The organism is Wohlfahrtiimonas sp. XWW7 (genome assembly GCF_056716055.1).
In genome coordinates this window covers 1,149,429-1,172,834 of the sequence record NZ_CP168032.1, presented here as the reverse complement: position 1 = coordinate 1,172,834, position 23,406 = coordinate 1,149,429, and the positions used below count along the sequence as shown (strand labels likewise).

Annotated in this window: 21 protein-coding genes; 4 read left to right on the top strand and 17 right to left on the bottom strand. The window is 36.9% G+C overall.

The window, feature by feature from the left end:
* Positions 1-3: 3 nt before the first annotated feature.
* From ACA100_RS05665 to dnaA, 3 genes are all read left to right on the top strand, one after another.
* The gene (locus ACA100_RS05665) at positions 4-780 is read left to right on the top strand and encodes an ABC transporter ATP-binding protein (protein ID WP_481078996.1); all 777 of its coding nucleotides are present in this window, start codon (positions 4-6) and stop codon (positions 778-780) included.
* Positions 781-815: 35 nt separating this feature from the next.
* Positions 816-1,289: a type IV pilin protein gene (locus ACA100_RS05660; protein ID WP_481078995.1), complete on the top strand. Its 474-nt coding sequence runs from the start codon at positions 816-818 to the stop codon at positions 1,287-1,289.
* Positions 1,290-1,371: 82 nt separating this feature from the next.
* Positions 1,372-2,736, top strand: coding sequence for a chromosomal replication initiator protein DnaA (gene dnaA, locus ACA100_RS05655; protein ID WP_481078994.1), 1,365 nt, complete (start codon positions 1,372-1,374; stop codon positions 2,734-2,736).
* A gap of 36 nt (positions 2,737-2,772) precedes the next feature.
* On the opposite strand, the gene ACA100_RS05650 is transcribed toward dnaA, so the two are convergent.
* Positions 2,773-4,743, bottom strand: a complete 1,971-nt coding sequence (locus tag ACA100_RS05650) for a UvrD-helicase domain-containing protein (protein WP_481078993.1) — start codon at positions 4,741-4,743, stop codon at positions 2,773-2,775.
* 2 nt (positions 4,744-4,745) lie between these two features.
* Positions 4,746-5,720 (bottom strand): KpsF/GutQ family sugar-phosphate isomerase, encoded by a 975-nt coding sequence (locus ACA100_RS05645; protein WP_481078992.1) that lies wholly within the window; start codon positions 5,718-5,720, stop codon positions 4,746-4,748.
* Between the two features lie 171 nt (positions 5,721-5,891).
* On the opposite strand from ACA100_RS05645, the gene ACA100_RS05640 reads away from it, so the two are divergent.
* Positions 5,892-6,338, top strand: coding sequence for a PAS domain-containing protein (locus ACA100_RS05640; RefSeq protein WP_481078991.1), 447 nt, complete (start codon positions 5,892-5,894; stop codon positions 6,336-6,338).
* An 81-nt stretch (positions 6,339-6,419) separates the two neighbouring features.
* Here ACA100_RS05640 and ACA100_RS05635 read toward each other — a convergent pair whose 3' ends face one another.
* The 15 genes from ACA100_RS05635 to rlmD all read right to left on the bottom strand — a co-directional run bounded on the left by ACA100_RS05635 (position 6,420) and on the right by rlmD (position 23,393).
* Entirely contained in the window at positions 6,420-7,952 is a 1,533-nt protein-coding gene (locus ACA100_RS05635; protein WP_481078990.1) for a succinate CoA transferase, read from the bottom strand.
* Positions 7,953-8,035: 83 nt separating this feature from the next.
* Positions 8,036-9,961, bottom strand: coding sequence for an ATP-binding cassette domain-containing protein (locus tag ACA100_RS05630; RefSeq protein WP_481078989.1), 1,926 nt, complete (start codon positions 9,959-9,961; stop codon positions 8,036-8,038).
* 2 nt (positions 9,962-9,963) lie between these two features.
* Positions 9,964-10,581 carry a TetR/AcrR family transcriptional regulator gene (locus ACA100_RS05625; RefSeq protein WP_481078988.1) on the bottom strand — a complete coding sequence of 206 codons (618 nt, stop codon included), beginning with the start codon at positions 10,579-10,581 and terminating at the stop codon, positions 9,964-9,966.
* Position 10,582: 1 nt separating this feature from the next.
* A complete protein-coding gene (locus ACA100_RS05620; protein ID WP_481078987.1) occupies positions 10,583-11,857 on the bottom strand; it encodes a hypothetical protein in 1,275 nt (424 codons plus the stop codon).
* Between the two features lie 5 nt (positions 11,858-11,862).
* Positions 11,863-12,948, bottom strand: coding sequence for a 3-dehydroquinate synthase (gene aroB, locus ACA100_RS05615; RefSeq protein ID WP_481078986.1), 1,086 nt, complete (start codon positions 12,946-12,948; stop codon positions 11,863-11,865).
* A gap of 3 nt (positions 12,949-12,951) precedes the next feature.
* Entirely contained in the window at positions 12,952-13,503 is a 552-nt protein-coding gene (locus ACA100_RS05610) for a shikimate kinase (RefSeq protein WP_481078985.1), read from the bottom strand.
* A 45-nt stretch (positions 13,504-13,548) separates the two neighbouring features.
* A complete protein-coding gene (locus ACA100_RS05605) occupies positions 13,549-15,618 on the bottom strand; it encodes a type IV pilus secretin PilQ (protein ID WP_481078984.1) in 2,070 nt (689 codons plus the stop codon).
* A 13-nt stretch (positions 15,619-15,631) separates the two neighbouring features.
* Positions 15,632-16,228, bottom strand: coding sequence for a pilus assembly protein PilP (locus ACA100_RS05600; protein ID WP_481078983.1), 597 nt, complete (start codon positions 16,226-16,228; stop codon positions 15,632-15,634).
* 11 nt (positions 16,229-16,239) lie between these two features.
* On the bottom strand, positions 16,240-16,905 hold the full coding sequence (locus ACA100_RS05595; protein WP_481078982.1) for a type IV pilus inner membrane component PilO: 666 nt from the start codon (positions 16,903-16,905) through the stop codon (positions 16,240-16,242).
* Positions 16,905-17,459 carry a PilN domain-containing protein gene (locus ACA100_RS05590; RefSeq protein ID WP_481078981.1) on the bottom strand — a complete coding sequence of 185 codons (555 nt, stop codon included), beginning with the start codon at positions 17,457-17,459 and terminating at the stop codon, positions 16,905-16,907. Before ACA100_RS05590 ends, ACA100_RS05595 begins: the two co-directional genes overlap by 1 nt.
* Positions 17,459-18,496, bottom strand: coding sequence for a type IV pilus assembly protein PilM (gene pilM, locus ACA100_RS05585; RefSeq protein ID WP_481078980.1), 1,038 nt, complete (start codon positions 18,494-18,496; stop codon positions 17,459-17,461). Before pilM ends, ACA100_RS05590 begins: the two co-directional genes overlap by 1 nt.
* Before the next feature lie 79 nt (positions 18,497-18,575).
* Positions 18,576-20,474 (bottom strand): DNA topoisomerase IV subunit B, encoded by a 1,899-nt coding sequence (parE, locus tag ACA100_RS05580; protein ID WP_481078979.1) that lies wholly within the window; start codon positions 20,472-20,474, stop codon positions 18,576-18,578.
* A gap of 21 nt (positions 20,475-20,495) precedes the next feature.
* Positions 20,496-21,380 (bottom strand): recombination-associated protein RdgC, encoded by an 885-nt coding sequence (locus tag ACA100_RS05575; protein ID WP_481078978.1) that lies wholly within the window; start codon positions 21,378-21,380, stop codon positions 20,496-20,498.
* A gap of 1 nt (position 21,381) precedes the next feature.
* Positions 21,382-22,053, bottom strand: coding sequence for a phosphoglycolate phosphatase (locus tag ACA100_RS05570; protein WP_481078977.1), 672 nt, complete (start codon positions 22,051-22,053; stop codon positions 21,382-21,384).
* Positions 22,054-22,055: 2 nt separating this feature from the next.
* Positions 22,056-23,393, bottom strand: coding sequence for a 23S rRNA (uracil(1939)-C(5))-methyltransferase RlmD (gene rlmD / locus ACA100_RS05565; protein WP_481078976.1), 1,338 nt, complete (start codon positions 23,391-23,393; stop codon positions 22,056-22,058).
* Between the last annotated feature and the right edge of the window lie 13 nt (positions 23,394-23,406).

Sequence of the window (23,406 nt, the reverse complement as noted above, 5' to 3'; positions counted from 1 at the left end):
ATCATGAGTCAAGAGAACAATACACTTGTATTAGACGTACAAGATTTACATAAGTCATTTGGTGATTTGAAAATTCTAAAAGGTATTTCATTGTCGTTGTATAAAGGTGAAGTGATCTCTTTATTAGGCTCTTCAGGCTCAGGTAAAAGTACATTTTTACGTTGTTTAAACTTATTGGAAACGCCTGACTCTGGTCGATTAATTTTAGATGGCGAAGAGCTAGAACTCAAAGAAGGCCCAAAAGGCTTAATGGCTAAAAATCAAAAGCAATTGCAGAACTATCGCAGCAAAGTGGGCATGGTTTTCCAGAGTTTCAACTTATGGGCACATATGACAGTTTTAGAAAATGTCATTGAAGCGCCTATTCATGTTTTGGGTATTTCAAAAAAAGAAGCCATTGAAACAGCAGAAAAACTATTAGATAAAGTAGGATTATTAAACAAGAAAGATTCGTTCCCAAATAGTCTCTCTGGCGGACAACAACAGCGTGTTGCGATCGCTAGAACATTAGCGATGAATCCTGATGTCATTCTATTTGATGAACCAACATCTGCGTTAGATCCTGAGCTTGTTCAAGAGGTTCTTAAAGTCATTCAGGAATTAGCTAAAGAAGGCATGACTATGATCATAGTTACGCACGAAATGGATTTCGCGCGCAATGTTTCTGATAAAATATTATTCTTCCATCAAGGTGTGATTGAAGAAAGTGGCACGCCCGACGAAATTTTCAATAATCCTAAGTCGGAACGTTTTAGACAATTCATAAATCATATAGAATAACCTTGATCCATAACAACTTATAAGGAATGATCATAATGAAACACAACAAAGGTTTTACCCTTATAGAATTAATGATAGTCGTCGCAATCATTGGTATTATTGCGATGTTTGCTGTGCCTAGCTATCAAAATGCACAGAGAAAGGCCCGCATTGCAGAAGGTGAAGCGGCATTAACTGAGATGCAATCACAAATTGAAAAAGCTCGATTAACTGAACGGGTACCATACAATCTTATTCACTTAGTAGATGACTCTACAAAAGTAGGAATACAAAAAGACGCTGATGAAAAAGTAATTGCCTTCAATATTTTGCATGATAAAAAAATTAGATATAACAATAAAGTTATTTATATAGTTGAATATAATGCAAATAATCAAGGTGCAAAAAAATATACATTAAAAGCTGAAGCTACAGGCTCTTGGATTAAAGAAAGTGATGAAAGCTGCTCATTAACACTAACCTCTATGGGAAATATCACTAAAGCGGATTGTCTCCCGCCCATAAAATAATTCCGTGAATCTATCAGCATAATTTTATGATTATAGATTTCTTTGCTACAATATCGCCCCGTCATTGGTCTAGAATATTAAAATGGATGTAATTGTTGAAGAATGTCTCGAGGAATTGGCCAACCAAATTCCTGAGGACGACTTTTCTATGTGGGTCGCCCCACTAAAATTTTTGATTAAAGAAGATAAGGTTATTATTTTAGCCGCATCGGACATGATCATTCGTTGGGTGAAAAAGAATTACGAAGATACTATTCGTGAAACTTTTTCAGATAAACTCGATTCTAATATTACACTTCAATATGGTGTTGGCACAGAAGATGAATATTCAGCGCCTGTTGCTGTCGAAAAGAAAAATAAGAAAAACACAGCTCGTGGTGGTAAATCTCGTGATGTTATTAAAGACTTCATCAAAGAATCAGCCATTGAAACTAGTAATCTGAATCATGACTTCACTTTCTCAAACTTCGTAGAAGGTAAATCAAATCAGTTTGCTTTAGCGGCATGCGCGCAAGTTGCTCAGCACCCAGGAACATCTCACAATCCATTATTCATTTATGGCAATACAGGTTTAGGTAAAACTCACCTAATGCATGCTGTAGGTAACTCTATTCGTGAAAAATATCCAGATGCACGTTTGATTTATCAACATTGCGATAGCTTTATTGAAGACATCGTGCGCAGCTTCAGAAACAATACACATTCTGATCTTCGCCATTTTTATAAAACTTTAGATGCTTTATTGATCGATGACATTCAATTATTAGCAGGTAAAGACACAACTCAAGAAGTTTTCTTCCATACATTCAATACATTACTCGATGGCGGGCATCAAGTAATTCTGACATGTGATCGCTATCCTAAAGAATTAGAGATGATGGAAGACCGCTTAAAATCACGTTTTGCCTCTGGCTTAATTGTTAACATTGAACCACCAGAACTAGAACATAGAATGGCGATTTTGTTGCAGAAAGCTGAAAATTGGGGATTAGATTTACCACAAGAAACTGCATTTTTTATCGCTCAAACAGTCAAAGCTAGCGTAAGAGAGCTAGAAGGCGCCTTAAAGCAAGTGAATGCTATGGCAAACTTCAAAGGTTTGCCATTAAGCGTTGCTGTTGCACAAAGTGCGCTCGGCAGCTTAGTAGAGATTCAAAGTCGTCAGATTACGTTACCGAATATTCAAAAAGTTGTGACAACCTATTACAGCTTAAAAGCTAATGATCTAACTGGTAAATCACGTGCTGCCAATATTGCCAAACCAAGACAATTGGCTATGTTTATTTCACGTACATTAACCAAACATAGCCTACCTGAAATTGGCCGTGCTTTTGAGCGTGACCACTCAACAGTAATGCATGCTTGCAGAAAGATAGAAGATGATTTGAAAACTGATTACGTTTTACAACGTGATTATGAAACCATCAAAGCAACATTGACACATTAAAACTAGAAACCTCCACTATGGAGGTTTTTTATTGAACTAGCCTTTCAACAATGCTTGTAAATCACTGAACATTGAAGACATCTGCTCTTTTTGCTCTTTAGATGATATTTCACCTGCTCTTCGCCATATAATATTCTCTTCTGGGAGCTCATCTAAAAATCGGCTTGGCGTACAAGATTCCCATTCACCATAGCGCTTACGTTGTCGACAATATGTCAATGAAAGCTTCTGTCTTGCTCTGGTAATTCCCACATAGAATAATCGTCGTTCTTCTTCGATTGTGTCATTATCAATACTGTTTCTGTGCGGCAAAATATCCTCTTCCATACTGACTAAAAATACATAGGGAAACTCCAAACCTTTTGCACTATGCAAAGTCATAAGCGTCACAGCATTATGATCTTTTTGTTCACTATCATTTTCTAAAATGGAAATCAGTGTTAAGTGCGCTAAAATCTCCTCAAATGGCATATCATATTGATCCAACCAATTAATGAGATACTCAATATTCTTTTGTTTTCTTTCTAAAGATTTCGGTGAGGAAGATTGCTCACGTAAATAATCCTCATAGCCAATTTGATCTAGCAATTTTTCAATGGCAACTTTCGTCTCACCTTTCGTCAATAAGTCTCTGGTGATTTCCAAAATCCGATGAAATTCAGCACATTTTGCACCCAAAGATTTTCCCAAAACTGCACCTAATTGTGGATGCTTCAAAGTATCATACAAGGAAACATGATTGACTTTGGAAAACTCCACAAGTTTCTTCAATGAAACTACGCCAATTTCACGTTTAGGCACATTAATAATTCTCAGCAATGACGCAATATCTTCTGGATTCACGATCACTTTCAAATACGAAATAATATCTTTCACTTCTGGCTGCTGAAAGAAACTGGTCCCTCCAACAACACGCACAGGAATATTACGCATATTCAGCGCAATTTCATAAACTTTTGCCTGATGATTACCACGATACAAAATAGCAAATTGACTATAATCATTTCCTACCAGCGCAGCATTTTCTTCAATAGACAATGCGACAAAATCAATCTCATCTTGAGCACTTTTGAATTCATCCACGGTGATTTCATCGCCCATTCCTAAGCTAGACCACAAAGATTTTTCATACAAATGCGGATTAACGCGAATCACTTGATTGGCCGCATTCAAAATATGCCCTGTTGAACGATAATTTTGCTCTAATTTAATCATTTTCAAATTAGGAAAATCATCATGCAATTTATGCAGGTTTTCAGGTCTTGCACCGCGCCATGCATAAATCGATTGATCATCATCACCCACAACAGTCAAACCAGTTTTATGCGCCATCAATAGCTTTACTAACTCATATTGACACAAGTTAGTATCTTGATATTCATCCACCAATAAATAACGAATTTCTCGTTGCCAATACTTTAAAACCTCTTCATTCGTTGACAACAACTGAAGTGGCATAAAAATAAGATCATCAAAATCCAATGCATTGTATGTCAGCAATTGATCCTTATAATCCATATATGCTTGCAATGCTGTTTGCATAAACTCATCTTCGATAGAACCCTGCAAACTTTCCACCGATTGGTGATCATTTTTCCAATTGGAAATTTGCATTTGAACTAATTTGGCTTCATCACTATCGCCCAATAAATCCGTTAACAAAGACAAGCTATCACGCTGATCATAAATGGAAAAACCTTTACGCAAACCACATAAATGGCCATGATTTTTAAGAATCTGCAAACCCAAGCGATGAAAAGTTGTGACCTTTAGACCTTTAGCTTCTTCACGAGTTAAAGTACCTTTAACTCTCTCTTGCATCTCTTTGGCTGCTTTATTAGTAAATGTTACAGCATAAACATTTTTAGAAGGATAAGAGCATTCCCGCACAAGATAGCGAATCTTCTCTGTAATCACTCGTGTTTTGCCAGAGCCAGCCCCCGCCAAAACCAAAAGAGGCTGACTAATTGAATGAACAGCCTCTAACTGCTGCTGATTGAGCTGCATTATTACATAACTCTCGCTTGCAATAAGTGATGCATTGTCACAACGCCCGCAACTTTGTTATTTGCATCCAATACTGGTAATGCGCTGATGCGCTTCTCTTCCATTAAATTGGCCGCATCCACAGCTAATGCTGTCGGATGAATAAATTTAGGTGTTGCTGTCATGCATTCTTTCATGGTTAATGCATGAATATCTGTACGGTTGGTTAATGTGCGACGTAAATCACCTTCACTGAATACACCTTTCAATGTTCGATCAGCATCAGTCACAATAATAATGCCTAAAGGATGCTTGGTCATTTCTAATAATGCGTCGGTTAAATGGTGTGTTTCAGAAACTTCAGCAATCTCTTCATATGGCGCCATAATATCTTGCACACGCAATAATAAGCGGCGCCCTAGTTTCCCACCTGGATGAGATCGTGCAAAATCTTCAGAAGTAAAACCGCGCATTTCCATTAATGTTACGGCAATCGCATCGCCCAATGCCAAAACAGATGTTGTTGATGATGTCGGTGCCAAATTTAAAGGACAAGCTTCCTCTTTTACCTTTGCCAATAGATGATGCGTAGAGTTTTTTGCCAATGTAGATTGATCATTACCTGTGATAGACACAACTGGCGTGCCTTGACGAATCAATATGGGAATAATGGCAATTAGCTCATCTGTTTCACCAGAATTAGATAACGCCAATACAACATCATCAGCTGTAATCATACCCAAATCACCATGACTTGCTTCAGCTGGATGCATGAAAAATGATGGAGTACCTGTACTGGCTAGTGTTGCTGCAATTTTATGCCCGATGTGACCCGATTTCCCCATGCCAGTCACAACCACACGACCATTACATTTTTTTAATAATTCACATATAACATAAAAATTCTCATCAATAATTAACTTTAATGATGTTACTGCTTCAGCTTCAATGTCTAATACTTTTTTAGCCTGTGCGATTGCACGCTCTCTTACATTCATATCTATTCCACTTAACTTCTGAATGATTAATTATACCTAAAACATCTGCATTTCTCAGTTTATGTTTGCGCACTTTGACGTATAATGGAATGATGATTGAATAGCAATATCAAACATATTTAACAAACTTATAAACAATTTTAGTTTTTGCAAAACTAGGAGACAGCATAAATGACTAGTTCTCGCGAAGTCGAATTACATTTATATGATGGTTCAACACGCACTGTTACTGTAACAGACCAAGAAACAGAATATCCTATTGGCCGTTTAATTGTATCCTACACTGATGTTAATGGCATTTTATTACATGCAAATCAAGCTTTTGTGGATATTTCTGGTTACACAAAAGAAGAGTTAATCGGACAACCACAAAATATTTTACGTCATCCTGACATGCCAAAAGCCGCTTTCCAGGGAATGTGGGAAACAATCCAAGCAGGCAAAACTTGGTATGGCTATGTAAAAAATCTATGTAAAAATGGTAACTATTATTGGGTTTATGCAACAGTGGTGCCATCATTTGATCACGATGGTAAGATTATTGCGTACACATCCATTCGCAGAATGCCAAGCCCTGAGAAAGTGAAAGAAGCAGAAGAGCTCTATAAAACACTATAAATATGATTTTTAAAATCACTCAAAAATAAACCCTGCCATGATCATGACAGGGTTTATTTTTAGATTCGAAACATATCTAAATTATTTCTTTTTCTCACTCAAAACCATTGTGCCATGTTTTGCATAGTGATCATGCCATGAGAATGCTTCTGACAGGATATGTGGTGTTTGCCCACCTTTTTCATTTGCGCGCTTAACGTAATCTCTTGCTTGCTCTTTAAACTTCGGATGTACACAGTTATCGATTACGATCTGAGCGATTTCTCTTGGTGATTTACCACGAATGTCTGCATAACCTTGTTCTGTAATGATCACATCCACATCGTGATTTGCATGATCAACGTGTGTTACAAATGGAACGATTGCAGAGATGTCTCCACCTTTTGCTGTAGATGTTGTCACGAAAATTGTGATACGAGCATTACGTGCAAAGTCACCAGAACCACCAATACCATTCATCATGTGCGTACCATTAACATGCGTCGAGTTAATGTTACCGTAAATATCTGCTTCCAAAGCAGTATTGAAAGAAATTACGCCAACACGACGAATCACTTCAGGATGGTTTGTAATTTCTTGTGGTCTGAAAATTACTTTGCCTTTGTAGCGTTCTAAATCTTCTGCCAATGTCGCAACACGTTTAGCTGACAATGAGAATGCAGTTGCCGCAGCAAATTTAACAACACCAGCATCGATCAAATCAAAAATACCATCTTGCAATACTTCTGATGCAACAGTGATGTCTTTAAATTTAGATTTAGCCATGCCGCTTAATACAGCATTCGCAACAGAACCAACACCTGATTGTAATGGTGCCAATGATTCAGTTAAACGACCTTCATCCACTTCTTTTTCTAAGAATGCTAACAAGTTATCAGCGATTTGTTGAGTTTCAGCATTCGCTTCAAATAATGGCGATGGAGTATCAGGACGATCTGATAAAACGATACCACGAACTTTAGCAGGATCGACTTTGATACCTACAGAACCAATGCGTTGACTGATGTCAAATACAGGAATCGCTTCACGTAAGTTTTCACCTTGATCTTTTGGAATATAAACGTCATGGATACCTTCATAAGCTGCTGGTGCACTGACATTTAGTTCAATGATGACATGCTTTGCTTTTTCAACAAAAATTGGTGAGTTACCGACTGAGCCTGTTGGAATAATTTGACCATCTTCAGTAATTGCAGCAGCTTCAATGATTGCATAATCAATGTTACCCAAAACACCTTGGCGTAACTGTTCAGCTGTATGAGATAAATGCTGATCGATATACTTAGCTTCGCCTGCATTAATTTCTTTACGCAATGTAGGATTACCTTGATATGGTAAACGCAAATTGATTGCTTTATGTTCAGCTAAAACACCATCAGCATCAGGGCCCATTGATGCACCAGTATAAACATTCACTTTGATGTTATTTGCACTTGCGTGTTTTGCTAAAGCGCTTGGGAATACTTTTGGTTCACCAAATAATGTGAAACCACTCATCCCTAAAGTCATACCATTTTCAATCCAAGATGCCGCTTCATCTGCAGATACAATTTTATCCTGGAAATCTTTGAAACGAATTTTACTAACTGCTTGTTCTTTTAAATCACTGCTCATTTCATCCTCCTGTCACAATTCGCAACTTGTATGTTATCTGTAGCTCAAGATACTATACATAAATGATCCCAAAAGCAATACGATTACATCTGTGATCGTTTCTGCTCTAGCTCTTCCCATCGCATAAATGCTTCTTCTAATGCTTCATTCTTTTGTGCCAGTTCATCTAGAATCTTGGCTTGCTCTAAATGATCTTGCTGGTAAAAATCATTACTCTGCGTCTTTTGAGAAAGCACCGCAATCTCTTGATCTAAAGTCTCCAATAATTGAGGCAATATTTCCAATTCTCTTGTCTCTTTATAAGACAATTTAACTTTTTGTACTTTCACTTCATTAGTGCTAGATTTTTTTTCAACGGGTGCAACTTTTTTCTCTACTTTAGATTGCTGACTTGATTCCGTATTGGCAAAATACTTACGACTTTCGCTACTTTCCAACCAATCTGTATAGCCGCCAACATATTGACTAATTTGCCCATTACCTTCAAAGACTAAAGTAGATGTCACAGTTTTATCAATGAATGCACGATCATGCGAAACAATTAACAAAGTTCCTTCGAAACTTAATAGCAATTCTTCTAGAACTTCCAAAGTTTCAATATCTAAGTCATTCGTCGGTTCATCGAGCACAATAACATTCGCAGGTTTAGCGAATAATTTTGCCAGTAATAAACGATTGCATTCACCGCCTGATAATGCTTTCACTGGGCTTCTAGCTTTTTCTGGTGTAAACATAAAGTCCTGTAACCAGCCGATGATGTGCTGTTTTTTGCCATTGATCTCTATAAAATCACTGCCTTCTGCCACATTATCAATCACACTTTTTTCTAGATCTAATACTGAACGTAATTGATCAAAATATGCAATTTCTAATTTTGTCCCAACTTCAACTTTGCCTGATTGTGGTTCAATTTGTTGAAACAACAGCTTCAACAAAGTGGATTTACCTGCACCATTCGCACCAATTAAACCAATACGATCGCCACGCATTAAAGTAGTGCTGAAATTATTAATAATCTCTTTATCACCGATGCTATAAGAGATATTCTCAGCACTAATCACACGTTTACCTGATTCTTTACCTTCTTCAAAATTCAGTTTAGCAACGCCCTGCTTTGAAATACGTTCTTTATATTGTTCGCGCATGGCCTTTAAAGCACGTACTCGCCCTTCATTGCGCGTTCTTCTCGCCTTAATGCCTTGACGAATCCAAACTTCTTCCTCTGCTAAACGCTTATCAAACAAAGCTCGCTCTTGTGATTCAGCATGTGCCATTTCTTCTTTACGGCGCTGATAATTCTGATAATCACCTGGAAATTCAGACAATACACCACGATCCAACTCAATAATTTTATTGGCAATTTTCTCTAAGAATTGACGATCATGCGTGATGAACAATAATGCACCTGAATAATTTTTCAAAAGCATTTCTTCTAACCACAAAATTGCATCAATATCCAAATGGTTTGTTGGTTCATCCAATAACAATAAATCAGGTTCAGAAACGAGAGCTTTACCCAATAATACTCGGCGAATCCAACCACCAGATAAATTGGCAATGATTTCATCTTTAGGCAGTGCTAATTGCGTGATGATTGTCATCACCTTTTGATCCAACGACCAACCATCAAGCGCTTCAATTTCCTGTTGTAATCGACTTAGTTTATCTAAATCCATTTCAGCTTCTGGTTGCAGCAATAATTGATGATATTGAACCAGCTTCTGCCCAACCTCAGGAATACCTTCTGCCACAACATCGTAAACTGTTTGTGTTAAATCACGAGGAATTTCCTGTGATAAAGAAGCAATCCGATAGCCTCTATCTATAATAATTTCACCATCATCAGGAATCACATCACCTAAAATCACCTTCAATAGTGAGCTTTTACCTTCACCATTACGGCCAATTAATGCAACACGATCACCTTTATCTAAAGTGAAATCAAGATCTTTTAAAAGGGGACGATCCCCAAATGCTAATGAAACATTGTGTAACGTTAAAATTGCCATACTTATGATCTATTCTGAATTCCATAAAGCGCATTACTCACTACGCCTTCCACTACGCGCTTTGTATCATATTCCATCGGTGAACCGATGCTAAATTTCTGATCCAAACTTAAAATGGTTACGCCATGTACAGCTCCCCATAAACCTCGTGTTAATAACTCTAATTCTTCTTTATTCAATTTAGGTGCCAATAGAGATAATTGGTGACCAATGACTCTGAATAAATTACGAATATGATTAAAATACTCTTCTGTGAGCAATTCAGAATCTGTCACACGATGCATGAATATCGCCTGCCATTTCTCTTTATGTTCAAATGCAAAATCAACATAACTCACAGCAATTTGCATCAATGCATCATAAGGCTTTAAGTTAGCTCCCTTTGCTAAATCCACTTCTATCTTTTCTAAAAGTAGTTGCAAAGTGCGAGCATTCAATAACAGCATCAGATCATCAACATTTTTAATCACCATATACAAAGAGCCGACAGTATATCCTATCTCCTTTGCAATTCTTCGAGTGGTGAGTTTGCCATAGCCTTCTTCTACCAAGATTTTTTCAGCGGCAACAATCACCATTTCCTTCAATTCATCACGCGAATGATCGTTACGTCTACCCATGTTAAAATTCCTTGTTAACTTTCAAAGGTAAGCTCTGCAAACTTGCAGGCAGTTTAATCTTTCCTTGTGTTGCTTGAGCTTCACTACCATACGGGCCAATGTAAGCCACCCAAATTTTAGATCCACTCATTTCAATTTGTTTAAATTGAGCTTTACCTGGAATGGATCGCCCTTTCAACATATTTTCCAATTGAACCTTAGAGCGATGTCTTCCCAATTCTATCACATAATTAGACACAGTTTTTTTATCAATAGCCTCAACCTTAGCCGTATTCTCTGGCTTTACCTTTAACACTTCTATTTCAGATGTTACTTTAGGTTCAACAACTGATACTGGGCCAATGAATGGATTCTTATCATCCAATAATAAAGGACCAATCATTTCTGAAGAATCAATAGAAATATCTTTAACTGGCAAAATCGTTTTAACTTGTACAACTTCTTTTTTGACTAAAGTAGGTGGTGCTTTTTCCACCATCGCCACGGTTGTAACCTTTACAGGGACATCAGACTCCTGATGTGGAAAGAATATCCATACACTAAAGAGAACCAACAGAGTTGATAATCCTATTGCTAACCATAGCTTTTTATGCGATCTATCTTTAATGTTAGGCTCTAAATATTGCTCTAATAATTTAATTAATCGCCCTGCATAGCCATAAGACAAACCATGCAGATGGTTGACATCGGACATTGTCAAAGATTTTTGCTGATGCGTATGATGATAGACTTTATCGATGAATTGTTTTGCTTCAGAAACCGACATTCCCTTGAGCGTAATCATCTCAGCCCCACGGAATAATCGACGAGTTTCCAAATGAATCGGTGCAACTCCCATGAAAACCACCAAAGTTACTTGAGCCTTAAACCTTGGATTTTCTGAAATAATCAGAATGATGCCTTGCAACAAATCATAAGATAAAAATTCGACATCATCGATTAGTATATAAAAATGCTGTTTATCTTTGAGAATAGATTCCAGAGTTAATGTAAAATTGTGTAGGAACTGTCCATCTTTCACATTCAACAAATTAGAAGATAGCTCAACATTATGGTAAAAAACTTCATTCTCGTTACCACTCAATGCAATCAAACTTGCTGTTGCATCAAAAGATAAGGTTGACAATAATTCTGTCAAAATTCGACTTTTTCCTGATCCATTCGGACCTTGCACACAGATCAGGCTCACATCACGTTGCTGACATGAGCTGATAAGATTTGTCAAAATTTGATCATAGGGCGCAACATCTATCCATGGTAATCGATCTAATTTCAAAGTTATTATTCACCCTTTATCATTGTCGTTTCAAAAGCTTCCTGAATATACTCTTTTGGCACATCTCCAGTCACTACACCACGGCCGATATCTGATAATAAAATATAGCGAATATCTGTTGAAGTATTTTTCTTATCCAACAACATCGCTTCCCACATCTCTTCAAATGTAAATTGTTGCTTCATTGTAATGGGCAATAAGAATGCTTTTAAAGTTTCTTCAACTTCAATTTGCTGCTCTAATCTCATCAAACCCATTTTTGTCGAAACAATTGCTGCCATGCGCATACCAACAGCTACGGCTTCGCCATGTAAAATGCCTTTATAACCCATATTTTTTTCAATGGCATGACCAAAAGTATGACCTAAGTTCAATAAAGCACGATTGCCTTGCTCAAATTCATCTTCCATCACAATTTCTTTTTTATTTTGACAAGAACGTGCAACCAACTCTTTTATGGCATTTTTATCGCGCATTAAAATCGTATCTTTATTCTCTTTCAACCAATAAAAGAAAGCTTGATCACGAATCAAACCATATTTAATCACTTCAGCCAAACCACTGATAAATTCTCGTCTTGGCAATGTATCTAATACATCTACATTAATAAAAACAGCCTTGGGCTGGTAAAATGTACCAATCATATTTTTGCCCAATGGATGATTAATTGCTGTTTTTCCACCCACAGAACTATCCACTTGTGCTAATAAACTTGTTGGGAATTGAATGAAATCGATGCCGCGCTGATAAATACTTGCCGCAAAACCTGTCAAGTCACCAATCACACCGCCGCCTAATGCTATCAAAGTTGCTGATCGTGTATATTTTAAGGTTAATAGTTTAGTGATAATTTTTTGTAAAGAATCAATATTTTTAAAAATTTCTCCATCATCTAAAACCAAAGTTTCAACCTGCTTATTCGGCAAAAGCCCAGCAACATATTCCATATACAATGGTGCAATGGTTGAGTTGGAAACGATTAAAACATTATCGCCTCGTACTTTTTCTTCTAAACGATCCACAAATTGGTTTGTAGATGAAATATAAATGGGATAAGAGCGATCTTCTAATTCAATATCTATAACTTTCATATTCTATTTCTTTAAAGGTTGACACCAATCGGATGAAAAATGTTCTGCATCATTATACAGACACACTAAAAGATCAGAAATCTCCTCAGGAGTTCTATCTTCGATGAATAAATGGTAATGAGCTGAGTCTAAATATAATGATTTTCTAACACTATAAATGGCTTGCATTGTGGCTAAAGGATTATCAGTTTGCAAAAGTGGACGATTTTTATCCCCTTGAATGCGCTCAAAAATCTTTTCAGGCGATAAGTCCAAAAAAACAACAGTGCCTCGCTCTTTTAATCTTTGACGATTAACATCTCGCAAAATAGCGCCACCGCCCGTGGATAATACAACGTGACGCTGCATAGTTAATCCGTCGATTGCTTCAGACTCTATATCTCTAAAGACATTCTCGCCTAAAGAATCAAATATTGATGGAATTGATTGATTCATGCTTTGCTCAATCCAAACATCGCTGTCAATGAATGCATATTGCAATTTTTCAGCCAATAATCGCCCAATCGTTGTTTTACCAACGCCCATCGGCCCCACTAAAAAAAAACTATTGATCATATTCATGATCAATAGTTTCTATCGTTTTACTGCAAGAAGCAATAGTTATTTAACAATATTTGGTGTTAGGAAAATCACCAATTCTGCTTTATCATTTCGATTTTTATTATTTTTAAACAAATTACCTACAAAAGGTAAATCACCTAAAAATGGTACTTTAGATACTTCAGTAGAAGTTTCTACCGTATAGATACCACCCAATACAACAGTTTCACCATCTTTTACAATTGCCTGAGTTTTTATTTCACGCTTTTTAATAGGTAATTCACTACCTTGTAATGCTTTAGGATCAACATCATCCTTTTTAATATGAATATCCATAATGATATTATCATCAGGTGTAATACTTGGTGTTACTTTAAGCTCCATTAATACATCTTTAAACTCTGTATTCGTTCCATTATCACTCACAGTTGTATAAGCGACTTGAGAACCTTCATTAATATAAGCTTCTTGTCTATCTGTAGTCATTAAAGTAGGACTTGCAAGAACCTCACCTTTACCATCTGTTTGCATTGCTTGTAACTCTAAAACAGCAGCAAAGTTTTTACGCAAAATACTCAATCCCATAACACTAGTACCAGCAATACTTAAATCAGCTTGACCACCACCCCACATATTACTACCAGAACTTGGACGAGGTCCTCCTGTTGGTAAAGTACCAGGAACAATTCCTCCTAATCCTCCATCCTGCTGCCATGCACCACCATTAGAACCATTCAACCCCCACTTCACACCTAATTCACGAGTAAAATTATCCGTTGTAGCAACAATTTGCGCCTTGATAACAACTTGACGAAGTGGTTTATCTAAACGAGTGATTAATTCACGAATAATCTTCATTTGCTCTGGAGTATCACGAACAATTAATAAGTTTTGATTAGGATCGACTGTCAACATACCATGCTGAGAAATACCTGTGGATTGATTACGACGATTATCATCATTCCCCGCTTTAGTTGAAGACAATACCTCTGCAATCTCAGGAGCTTTAGCATTGTTAATTTGAATGATTTCTGTGATCAAATCAGGATCCAATGTTCTTGCTTCGCTTGCAGGCATGATATAAACAACATTACCGCTTTGTTGCTTAACTAAACCTTTTGAACGCAATACCACATCTAGAGCTTGATCCCAAGGTACATTTTGTAAGCGAATCGTAATGCGACTATTCACACTATCACTTACAACAATATTCAAGCCTGTAAAGTCAGCAATAATCTGTAAAATTGCACGAACATCAATATCTTGGAAGTTAATACTGATTAAATCACCCGTAAAAACATCTTTATCACCCAAAGCACTCTTCGCCGTTTGTACCACTTGTTTTTTAGGCTTAATGATTAATTGATACTTCGAACCGATTTGCTGGCTGCTATATTCATAGTTTGCTTGTGTACGAATCTTCACACTCGCAGTACCATTATTATTGATCACTTCTAATGCTGAAACAGGTGTTGCGAAATCCGTCACTTCAATGCGACGAACCTGCGCAGGATTCCATGCGGAACCAGGAACGGATAACGTTAATCCACGTGTTTGCTCATCCACTAATTGTACTTGTGCTTTATCGTTAGGCAAAAATACCTCAACAACACCTGCACCTTGAGAGTTACGATAAAACCCCACATCTTTAGATGTTGGCTGCTGAACCTCTACATTTGCAACATTAGATTGCACCGAGTTATCCCATGCTGGCTGACTCACCGCATAAGGATTCTTTGATGACAATGTCACAACAACTTCTTTACCTTTATTCGTCAAAGAATATGCTGTATTCGATTTCAACTGAACTGTAGAGCGTACTTTATTATTAGCATAAAGATTACTAATATCTTTCACAACATTATTATTAATACTTCTACTTTTCAATACCTGATTTAAGCCAGTTGAAGGAAAGTCTACAACTAAAAGATCTTTCTCATCTAAATAAAATGATTTTGGAGCAGAAATATTTTTATCAAAATGATAACGTAACTCTACATCACCATTTGCTAGTGTTACAGATTCTAAAGCGGTTAAACGCTGTGCATTTGCTGCTGTCAACATTAAGCAAGACATCGCTAAAGAGATAACGCCTAGCTGATAGCCTTTGATGTGCTGTATTGATCTCATAAATATTCTCCAATTATTTTATTTTCAAATCTATTTTGTTAGGGACAACAACCCAAGCATCAGGATCATCTTTATTCACCGAACCAAATTTTTCATCGATGATCACCGACTTTTCCGTAATCTCTGTCACGATACCGAAATCACGACCAATATAGTCGCCTTTTTTCAACATCATAATCTTATTTTGACCAACATCAATCAAAGCAGCAGTTTCACCGTTTGCCAATGACATTACGCCAATCATAGAAACGCCACCCAATTCATATCGCTCGAAAGGCCCTGGCTTATAACCTTTTGGCCTAGAAGGATCAGCTTTTAAACGGACAATTGAATTTGTAGGACCTTTAAAATCACCATAATTAAAAATGCCTTCAAAAAAGCCTGTAGCTACAAATGGATCTCTACCCTGTTGTAGATAGAATAAAGTCGTATCACCTAAGCTAATTTGGTTCGCAACACTCTCAATCTTGATTGAACGCACGCGTTGCGACACTGATTGTTTAGTCTCCATGATTCGTTCTTCAACAGGTACAGATCTTTCAAATTGATCAATACACCCTTGCAACAACACAGAAGAAACAACAATGCTCATCATTATTTTCTTATTCATTCTAATTTCTCCTATGAATTATATTTGTATGTAGCAATCATAGCAGAGAAAGCCTGTCGGCCAGATGCACCACAATCAAAGGTTGGAATTGTTACATTGTTCACACTTTTAATTGTTTGTAATCCTGTTGGTAACTGACTAGTTGGCACATAACTATTTAAACCAAAATTATCCAATGTAATGATTCGTTCAATTTCTGATAAATTAGCAACAAATTGACCGATTTGATCATAAGTTGCACACCCATCAATTCTTACAGGAATTTTAGTATAAAAGCCTTCCGTCACTGGTGGCAACGGAATAGATTTTTTCACATCAATACCCGCTCTGACTGCATTTAAGTTCAATTGCTCAATAAAATTAGCCGCGTTCAAATCGCGTGGTAATTTTTTTCTAACCTCAGCCAATAACTGGTTAACTTGTTCAATCTCTGCCAAATAACGATCTGCTAATGCTTTAAACTCCAATTTTGAAGCCAACTCTTTCAGCTTTTTATCTTCATTATCTTTTTGCGCTTGAAACTGAGCTGAATAATCGAAATATTTAAATGCTGCAAAAAATACAATCAAAAATGTTGCAATTGCACTACCTACAAAAACAATAGCACGCAACCACGCTGGTTGTTTTGCCAAATATTCGATTGTAAATAATTCATTAAAATCAAAATTAATATTCATTATTTAGCATCCTTTTTTGATTTACTCGGATCAACTTCAACGCTATAAGATACAACGCGATTGCCATCCATCAATACTTCCAAGTGAGGAGGGATAGGAGCGGGTCCAATATAATTATCCAAACTATCCAAATGGACAGCCAAAACATCTCTATCTTTTGCCAAGGCATTAAAGCTGATCTGATTCATACTGAATGCTAAAGAAATAATGAAAGCATCTTGTGGTGTAACCGATGAAAACTTCTCCATCAAACTCACAACTTCTGAACGCTGGGCCGATAGTTTCTGCAAGATATCTAATTGCTGTTTAAGGCGCTCTGTTTGAGCTTTACGCTCGTTCATTTGAGCTTCAACATTACCTAACTGCGTAAATTCCGCATTGATAATATTCATTCTAACTTGACGAGAATTGAGTTCCTCTTGCACTAAAAAGAGCAAAGCTCCTGCTAACAAGGCACCAAATAAGCAGCTCAAAGCCAAGATTCTTTTAACTTTATTTTCTTCTTGAATCTTCAGCTCTTCACGCCAAGGCAATAAGTTTATTTTTACTATCATTATAATAATCCTCTCACAGCTAAACCTGTTGCAGTCGTTAAACTATTAATGCTCGCCTCATTTAATTTTGAATAGACTTTATCATCCACATCTAACAATGTATCAGGTGACAATGTAATCACATCCAAATCATTCAACTGTGTTTTAAAAGCTTGTTCAATTTCTGAGTAACATGCCGTTGCACCGACAACATACATTGCATGTAACGTAATTTGAGGATTATTAGAAATATAAACATCAATTGCTGACTGTAATTGTATATTCATTTCTGAGACAAATTGCTCAATACTTTCTGCAATATCAGGTGCTCCACTTAATTTCAGCTTTTCCGCATCCGCCAAAGTGATACCTTTCTTTTCAGCAATAATTTGCGTTAGTCGTTCGCCACCAATTGGAACATCACGTACATAAACGGATTGATCACCTGTAATAACATTCAAGCTTGATTGATACAAACCAATATCAAACATCATCACTGCATCATAATCAGATAAGCCATTGAAAGCATCTTGCATATGCAACAAATCTAAAAGCCCATATACATTAATATCGATGGCAGAAACTTTAACACCTGCAATATCCGCGCAGATTTCACGTTGATTGACGAACTCTTTTTGTGCTGCAACAATAAGAATATCTGTATGACCTTCTAAGGTTGTAGATGGTTTAATTGGGATAAAATCTATAAAAACTTCTTCAGCAGAAAAAGGAAAATACTGAGAAACGTTCGCCTCAATGGTTTTCCATAACTCATCGGATTTCAACTTGGATTCCATAGGCACAGAGCGCACCATTGCAACAGATGTCGGAATAGCCATTGTCGCCTCTTTTAATCCACCAAATGCAGCAACTGCCTTATTTAAACTGATACCTGCGACATCCACTTCTGTTGGTAGGCCATCTTTCCAATCGCCCTCACAATTGAAAACTAGTCCACGCGTTAGAATATAGTCTCTACCTTTCTTCTGAACTTCAGCAATTTTTATAGAATAAGATCCAATATCTATTCCGATACTCACGCTGGGCTTTTTAGCCATAATTATTATCCTCAATTAATTTTTATAGAATTAATCTCGCAAGTTTACTAGCTGCGATTTATAAAATCAATTTATAAATTTACACAACCAACTCATTAAACTCTTGAATTTCAATCCATTCTTTACGCTTAGTGCTCATTTTTTTATTCAACAAACGATCAAACACTTGATTTATATCAGAGTCATCAATAGTTAACTGAACTAATCGTCTTGTATCTTGTGACATTGTTGTTTCACGAAGCTGAATCGGATTCATTTCACCAAGCCCTTTAAAACGCGTAACAGAAATTTGTTTTCGACTATTGCTATATTTTTTTATTATCTCGTTTTTTTCATACTCGTCTAAAGCATAATATATTTCTTTCCCAATATCCACACGATAAAGGGGTGGAACTGCGACAAAAATATGTCCACCTTCAACTAAAGGCCTAAAATGTCTTAAAAATAAAGCACATAACAATGTTGCAATATGTAAGCCATCAGAGTCAGCATCGGCTAATATACACACTTTACCATAACGTAAACCATCTAAGTTTTCATTACCTGGATCAACACCGATCGCAATAGAGATGTCATTGATCTCCTGTGAAGATAAAATTTGGCTCGAATCAACTTCCCATGTATTTAAAATTTTTCCTCGGAGCGCCATAATTGCCTGCACTTCTTTGTCTCGTGCCTGCTTTGCAGAACCACCTGCAGAATCACCTTCCACTAAAAACAACTCTGTTAAATTGACATCATTGCTAATGCAATCCGCCAACTTCCCTGGCAATTTAGGGCCTTGAGATATTTTCTTACGCACAACAGCTTTGGATGATTTCACACGAGCATTGGCATTTTCAATGATCAACGTCACAATTTCCAGACCATCTTCCACATGCTTATTCAACCACAAAGTGAAAAAGTCTTTCATAGCTGCTGCGACAATATTAGCGATATGACGAGAACTCAAACGCTCTTTTGTTTGACTTGCAAACTGAGGCTCCACCATTTTTAAAGACAATAGAAAATTTAAATTATGCATCACATCTTCGGGTGTAATTTTTAAATTTCTTGGCAATAAGTTACGCTGTTCACAAAACTCTCGAATAGATTCTGTTAAACCATTTTTTAAACCATTAACGTGCGTACCACCTTGAGTTGTAGGAATCAAGTTTGTATAGCTTTCCATCATTAATGGTGAACCTTCCTTATTCCAAGCCAATCCCCATGTAAATTCTTCCGTTTCACCTGTAAATTCACCAATAATCGGTGCAACAGGGACAATCTCTTCATTACTTAATTGATCTTCCACATATTCAGTAATACCACCTTGAAAGAACCATTCTAAACATGCATCTTCTGATCCTTCTGGCAAAGTTTCATCAATCAACGAAATTTTTAATCCTGCTGCCAATAACGCTTTAGCCTTTAGAAGTGGGATCAACTTACTTTTCGCCACTTTATCATAATCAAAATACGAAGCATTGGGCCAAAATCTAACTTCTGTGCCTTGATCTTTTTTATTACGATATGGTTCTTTTGTTAAAGTTTCGACACAATCACCATTTGCAAAGATAATCTTATACTGAAAACCTTGCTGAATCACTGTGACTTCTAAGCGCTCTGATAATGCATTTACAACAGAAACACCAACGCCATGTAAACCACCAGAATAGTGATAGACATCTTGATTGAATTTACCACCTGCATGCAATTTCGTTAAAATTAATTCAACACCACTAACACCATGCTCAGGATGAATATCCACTGGCATACCACGGCCATTATCGCGCACACCATAAGAACCATCTTTATATAAAGTGATAACGATATGATCCGCAAACCCAGCCAATGCCTCATCCACAGAGTTATCAATCACCTCTTGCAGCAAATGATTTGGCCTTGTTGTATCTGTATACATGCCTGGTCGTTTTTTAACAGGATCTAAGCCCGTTAAAACTTCAATGGAACTTGCGGTATATTTTTTTTCAGACATTGTTAACCTATTAATTGAATACTATTTTGCGCTATTTGTAAGATCATAAACATTTTGAATCACACGACGATATAGATCTATCGCGAGATATAATTCAGCCTGTATTTGCAATATTGGATCATCTTCAGTTTCTAAGCTCTCTTCAAAACGCTCCAAGAACTTTAAACGCTTAAAAATAAAATCGCCTGACATTGAAAACGACATTTGTTCATCATACTCTAGCATCACTTTTGTCACTTGCCATCCATCCTTCAATGGATCTTGAACCTCTTTGGAATCCATGGCAACACCTTTAAACTTAGCATTACCGCCTTCATCCTTGAGCTCTTTTAACTCAATCTCATCTAATAAAGATAAAACATCAGATTGAATGCCATGCAATGCCCAATGCGTCAATGCCGCATTCACGGAATTTTCAGGCACAAATGGCACAATCGGCAAACTTCCTAAAGTTTTACGCAAATGGCTCGTTAAAACAGAGGCTTTTTTAGTGGAACTCGCATCCACAACTAGCCAATTTTTCTCGAGATCAATATATGCCATGATAGAGTTGCGATTCACCAAAGCATTGGGCAATAATTCATTCGTTACGATTTCATGCAACTCTTTCATCTCTGAACGACTCACATGCTTTAACTCTTTCTCTTCAATTTTCTTTTCGACCGCCGTTTTGACAGCAGAGTTCGGTAGAATTTTCTGCTCAATGCCTAAACGAAAAAATAACGCATTATTAATTTTTTCCACATATTGCTTACCTTCTTTAAATACAGGCAACCAACCAATACTTTCCAATTCTTGTGTTAAACATGCTGTTAACGGTTTTTCTGATAATTTTTCTTCAACCGTTTCTAAGCTCTCTTTAATTGGCTCTTCAAATCGATAAACTAATAAATTTTTAAAACTCATATTAATCCTTTAATTGATCAATTATAGATAATATTTCAGAAAAATTATTAATCACATAATCAGGTGATTCATTTTCAATCGGCTCACCATAATTGTAACCATAGGTTAATGCAATAGACTTAACGCCTGCATTTTTGGCAGCCAAAATATCATTGCGGGAATCACCCACAAAAACAAATTCTGACTGCGTAACACCCAATTCACCTAACACTTTAAAAATCGGGGTTGGATGCGGCTTAATCTTCACTGAATCATCCGCGCCTAACATCATTGTAAATAAATGACTAATGCCAATATAATTCATTAAATCAGGGACAAATCGGGAAGGCTTATTAGTGATTAAGACCAATTGAAGATCTTCTGAGTGCAATTTTTCTAGAGTTTCTTTGACTTCAGGAAACAACGGGCTGCCTGATAACAACTCATTTTGATAACATTCCACCAAAATTGCTCTCGCCTTTTCTCGATATTCTGGTGTTACAGTAACATTTGCCCAAGCTAAAGCACGGTCCAATAGTACCTCCATGCCATTACCAACCCACGTTGTAACTATTGCTTTGCCTGGTTGCGCCAAACCTAATCGCTCGCACATTGTATCAATTGTATCCGCCAAACCTTGCCCGCTATCAACGAGCGTACCATCCAAATCAAAGCCAATTGCCTGAATCGTCATTTTTAATCCTTTTTAACCAATAAAGCCATAGATTCAACATGCGCAGTATGCGGGAACATATCCATCACACCAGCATCTGTTACTTCGTAACCATACTGAACCAATTCAGCCAAATCGCGCGCCAAAGTCGCAGGATGGCATGAAACATACAAAATACGTTTCGGGGCTAACTTACCTAAATAAGCCATCATTTCTAATGCACCTGATCTTGGTGGATCCACCAAAATCGCATCATATTTCAACTGCATCCAATCAGCATCATCTTGATTCTGTGTTAAATCTGTGCAATAGAATTCAACATTATTCAAACCATTACGCGCTGCATTTTTAGCCGCCCATTCTGTTAAACTCTTGTCACCTTCAACACCAATCACAGAACCTGCTTCCAATGCCAATGGCAAAGTGAAATTACCCAAACCACAGAATAAATCCAAAACTTTTTCATCTTTTTGAATATTCAATAATTTCAATGCTTGTGCAATCATCTGTTCGTTGATCACAGGATTTACTTGCGTAAAGTGATAGGGCTTAAATGCCATCGTTAAACGATCCATTAAACGATAATTCAATAAATCTTCAGTATCTTCCACTTCGCTCAATAAATATGTGGACGCTTCATTTTTAGGCTGAAGATAAATTAGAATATTGTGCTCAACACCAAAAGCTTTTAATTTTGCCAAATCATCTTCTGTTGGTTCTTCTAAAACACGGAAACTCAAAGCCACTTGATCTGAACCAATCGCCAATTCAATTTGTGGAATTTTATCCAGCAAAGTTAAATTACCAATTAATTCTGATAACTGTGGTAATAAATCGCCCACACGCGCTTCTAAAACAGGACAACGATCCATATCTACAATGAAAGGCGCAAATTTTTCACGAAAACCTACTAAAACTTTCTCTTTTTTCGCAACATATTTAACACCTAAACGTCCTTTAAAACGATAATGCTCGCTCGGTGAACGTAATGCAGGAATTTGAGCATCCACATCGAAATCTAATTTGGCTTGTTTTCTTAAGTTAGATGCCAATTGTTTCGCTTTAAAATAGATCTGTTTTTCAGGATTCAAATGTTGGAGTGAACAACCTCCGCAAGTACCAAATGATTCGCAAATTGGCTCAACGCGATCTTCCGAAGCTTTAATCACATTAACAGTCTTAGCTTCATCATAATCTTTGCGTGATTTTACATATTGAGCCATCACAACTTCATCTGGCAGAGCACCATGCACAAACACAACTTTTCCATCCACATGTGCAACACCGCGTCCATCATGTGTGATGTCAGTAATTGCCACTTCAAATGGTTCTTGTGAAAATTTTTGTCTACGCTTTGCCATAGTTGCTCAAAAT

What these genes read in the sequence shown, in the direction of transcription:
- aroB (WP_481078986.1), bottom strand. Translation starts at nt 12,948, where the DNA reads ATGAAAGTTATAGATATTGAATTAGAAGATCGCTCTTATCCCATTTAT.
- ACA100_RS05595 (WP_481078982.1), bottom strand. Translation starts at nt 16,905, where the DNA reads ATGAATATTAATTTTGATTTTAATGAATTATTTACAATCGAATATTTG.
- rlmD (WP_481078976.1), bottom strand. Translation starts at nt 23,393, where the DNA reads ATGGCAAAGCGTAGACAAAAATTTTCACAAGAACCATTTGAAGTGGCA.
- parE (WP_481078979.1), bottom strand. Translation starts at nt 20,474, where the DNA reads ATGTCTGAAAAAAAATATACCGCAAGTTCCATTGAAGTTTTAACGGGC.
- ACA100_RS05570 (WP_481078977.1), bottom strand. Translation starts at nt 22,053, where the DNA reads ATGACGATTCAGGCAATTGGCTTTGATTTGGATGGTACGCTCGTTGAT.
- ACA100_RS05600 (WP_481078983.1), bottom strand. Translation starts at nt 16,228, where the DNA reads ATGAATAAGAAAATAATGATGAGCATTGTTGTTTCTTCTGTGTTGTTG.
- ACA100_RS05640 (WP_481078991.1), top strand. Translation starts at nt 5,892, where the DNA reads ATGACTAGTTCTCGCGAAGTCGAATTACATTTATATGATGGTTCAACA.
- ACA100_RS05660 (WP_481078995.1), top strand. Translation starts at nt 816, where the DNA reads ATGAAACACAACAAAGGTTTTACCCTTATAGAATTAATGATAGTCGTC.
- ACA100_RS05610 (WP_481078985.1), bottom strand. Translation starts at nt 13,503, where the DNA reads ATGATCAATAGTTTTTTTTTAGTGGGGCCGATGGGCGTTGGTAAAACA.
- ACA100_RS05625 (WP_481078988.1), bottom strand. Translation starts at nt 10,581, where the DNA reads ATGGGTAGACGTAACGATCATTCGCGTGATGAATTGAAGGAAATGGTG.
- pilM (WP_481078980.1), bottom strand. Translation starts at nt 18,496, where the DNA reads ATGGCTAAAAAGCCCAGCGTGAGTATCGGAATAGATATTGGATCTTAT.
- ACA100_RS05650 (WP_481078993.1), bottom strand. Translation starts at nt 4,743, where the DNA reads ATGCAGCTCAATCAGCAGCAGTTAGAGGCTGTTCATTCAATTAGTCAG.
- ACA100_RS05630 (WP_481078989.1), bottom strand. Translation starts at nt 9,961, where the DNA reads ATGGCAATTTTAACGTTACACAATGTTTCATTAGCATTTGGGGATCGT.
- ACA100_RS05635 (WP_481078990.1), bottom strand. Translation starts at nt 7,952, where the DNA reads ATGAGCAGTGATTTAAAAGAACAAGCAGTTAGTAAAATTCGTTTCAAA.
- dnaA (WP_481078994.1), top strand. Translation starts at nt 1,372, where the DNA reads ATGGATGTAATTGTTGAAGAATGTCTCGAGGAATTGGCCAACCAAATT.
- ACA100_RS05665 (WP_481078996.1), top strand. Translation starts at nt 4, where the DNA reads ATGAGTCAAGAGAACAATACACTTGTATTAGACGTACAAGATTTACAT.
- ACA100_RS05605 (WP_481078984.1), bottom strand. Translation starts at nt 15,618, where the DNA reads ATGAGATCAATACAGCACATCAAAGGCTATCAGCTAGGCGTTATCTCT.
- ACA100_RS05575 (WP_481078978.1), bottom strand. Translation starts at nt 21,380, where the DNA reads ATGAGTTTTAAAAATTTATTAGTTTATCGATTTGAAGAGCCAATTAAA.
- ACA100_RS05645 (WP_481078992.1), bottom strand. Translation starts at nt 5,720, where the DNA reads ATGAATGTAAGAGAGCGTGCAATCGCACAGGCTAAAAAAGTATTAGAC.
- ACA100_RS05590 (WP_481078981.1), bottom strand. Translation starts at nt 17,459, where the DNA reads ATGATAGTAAAAATAAACTTATTGCCTTGGCGTGAAGAGCTGAAGATT.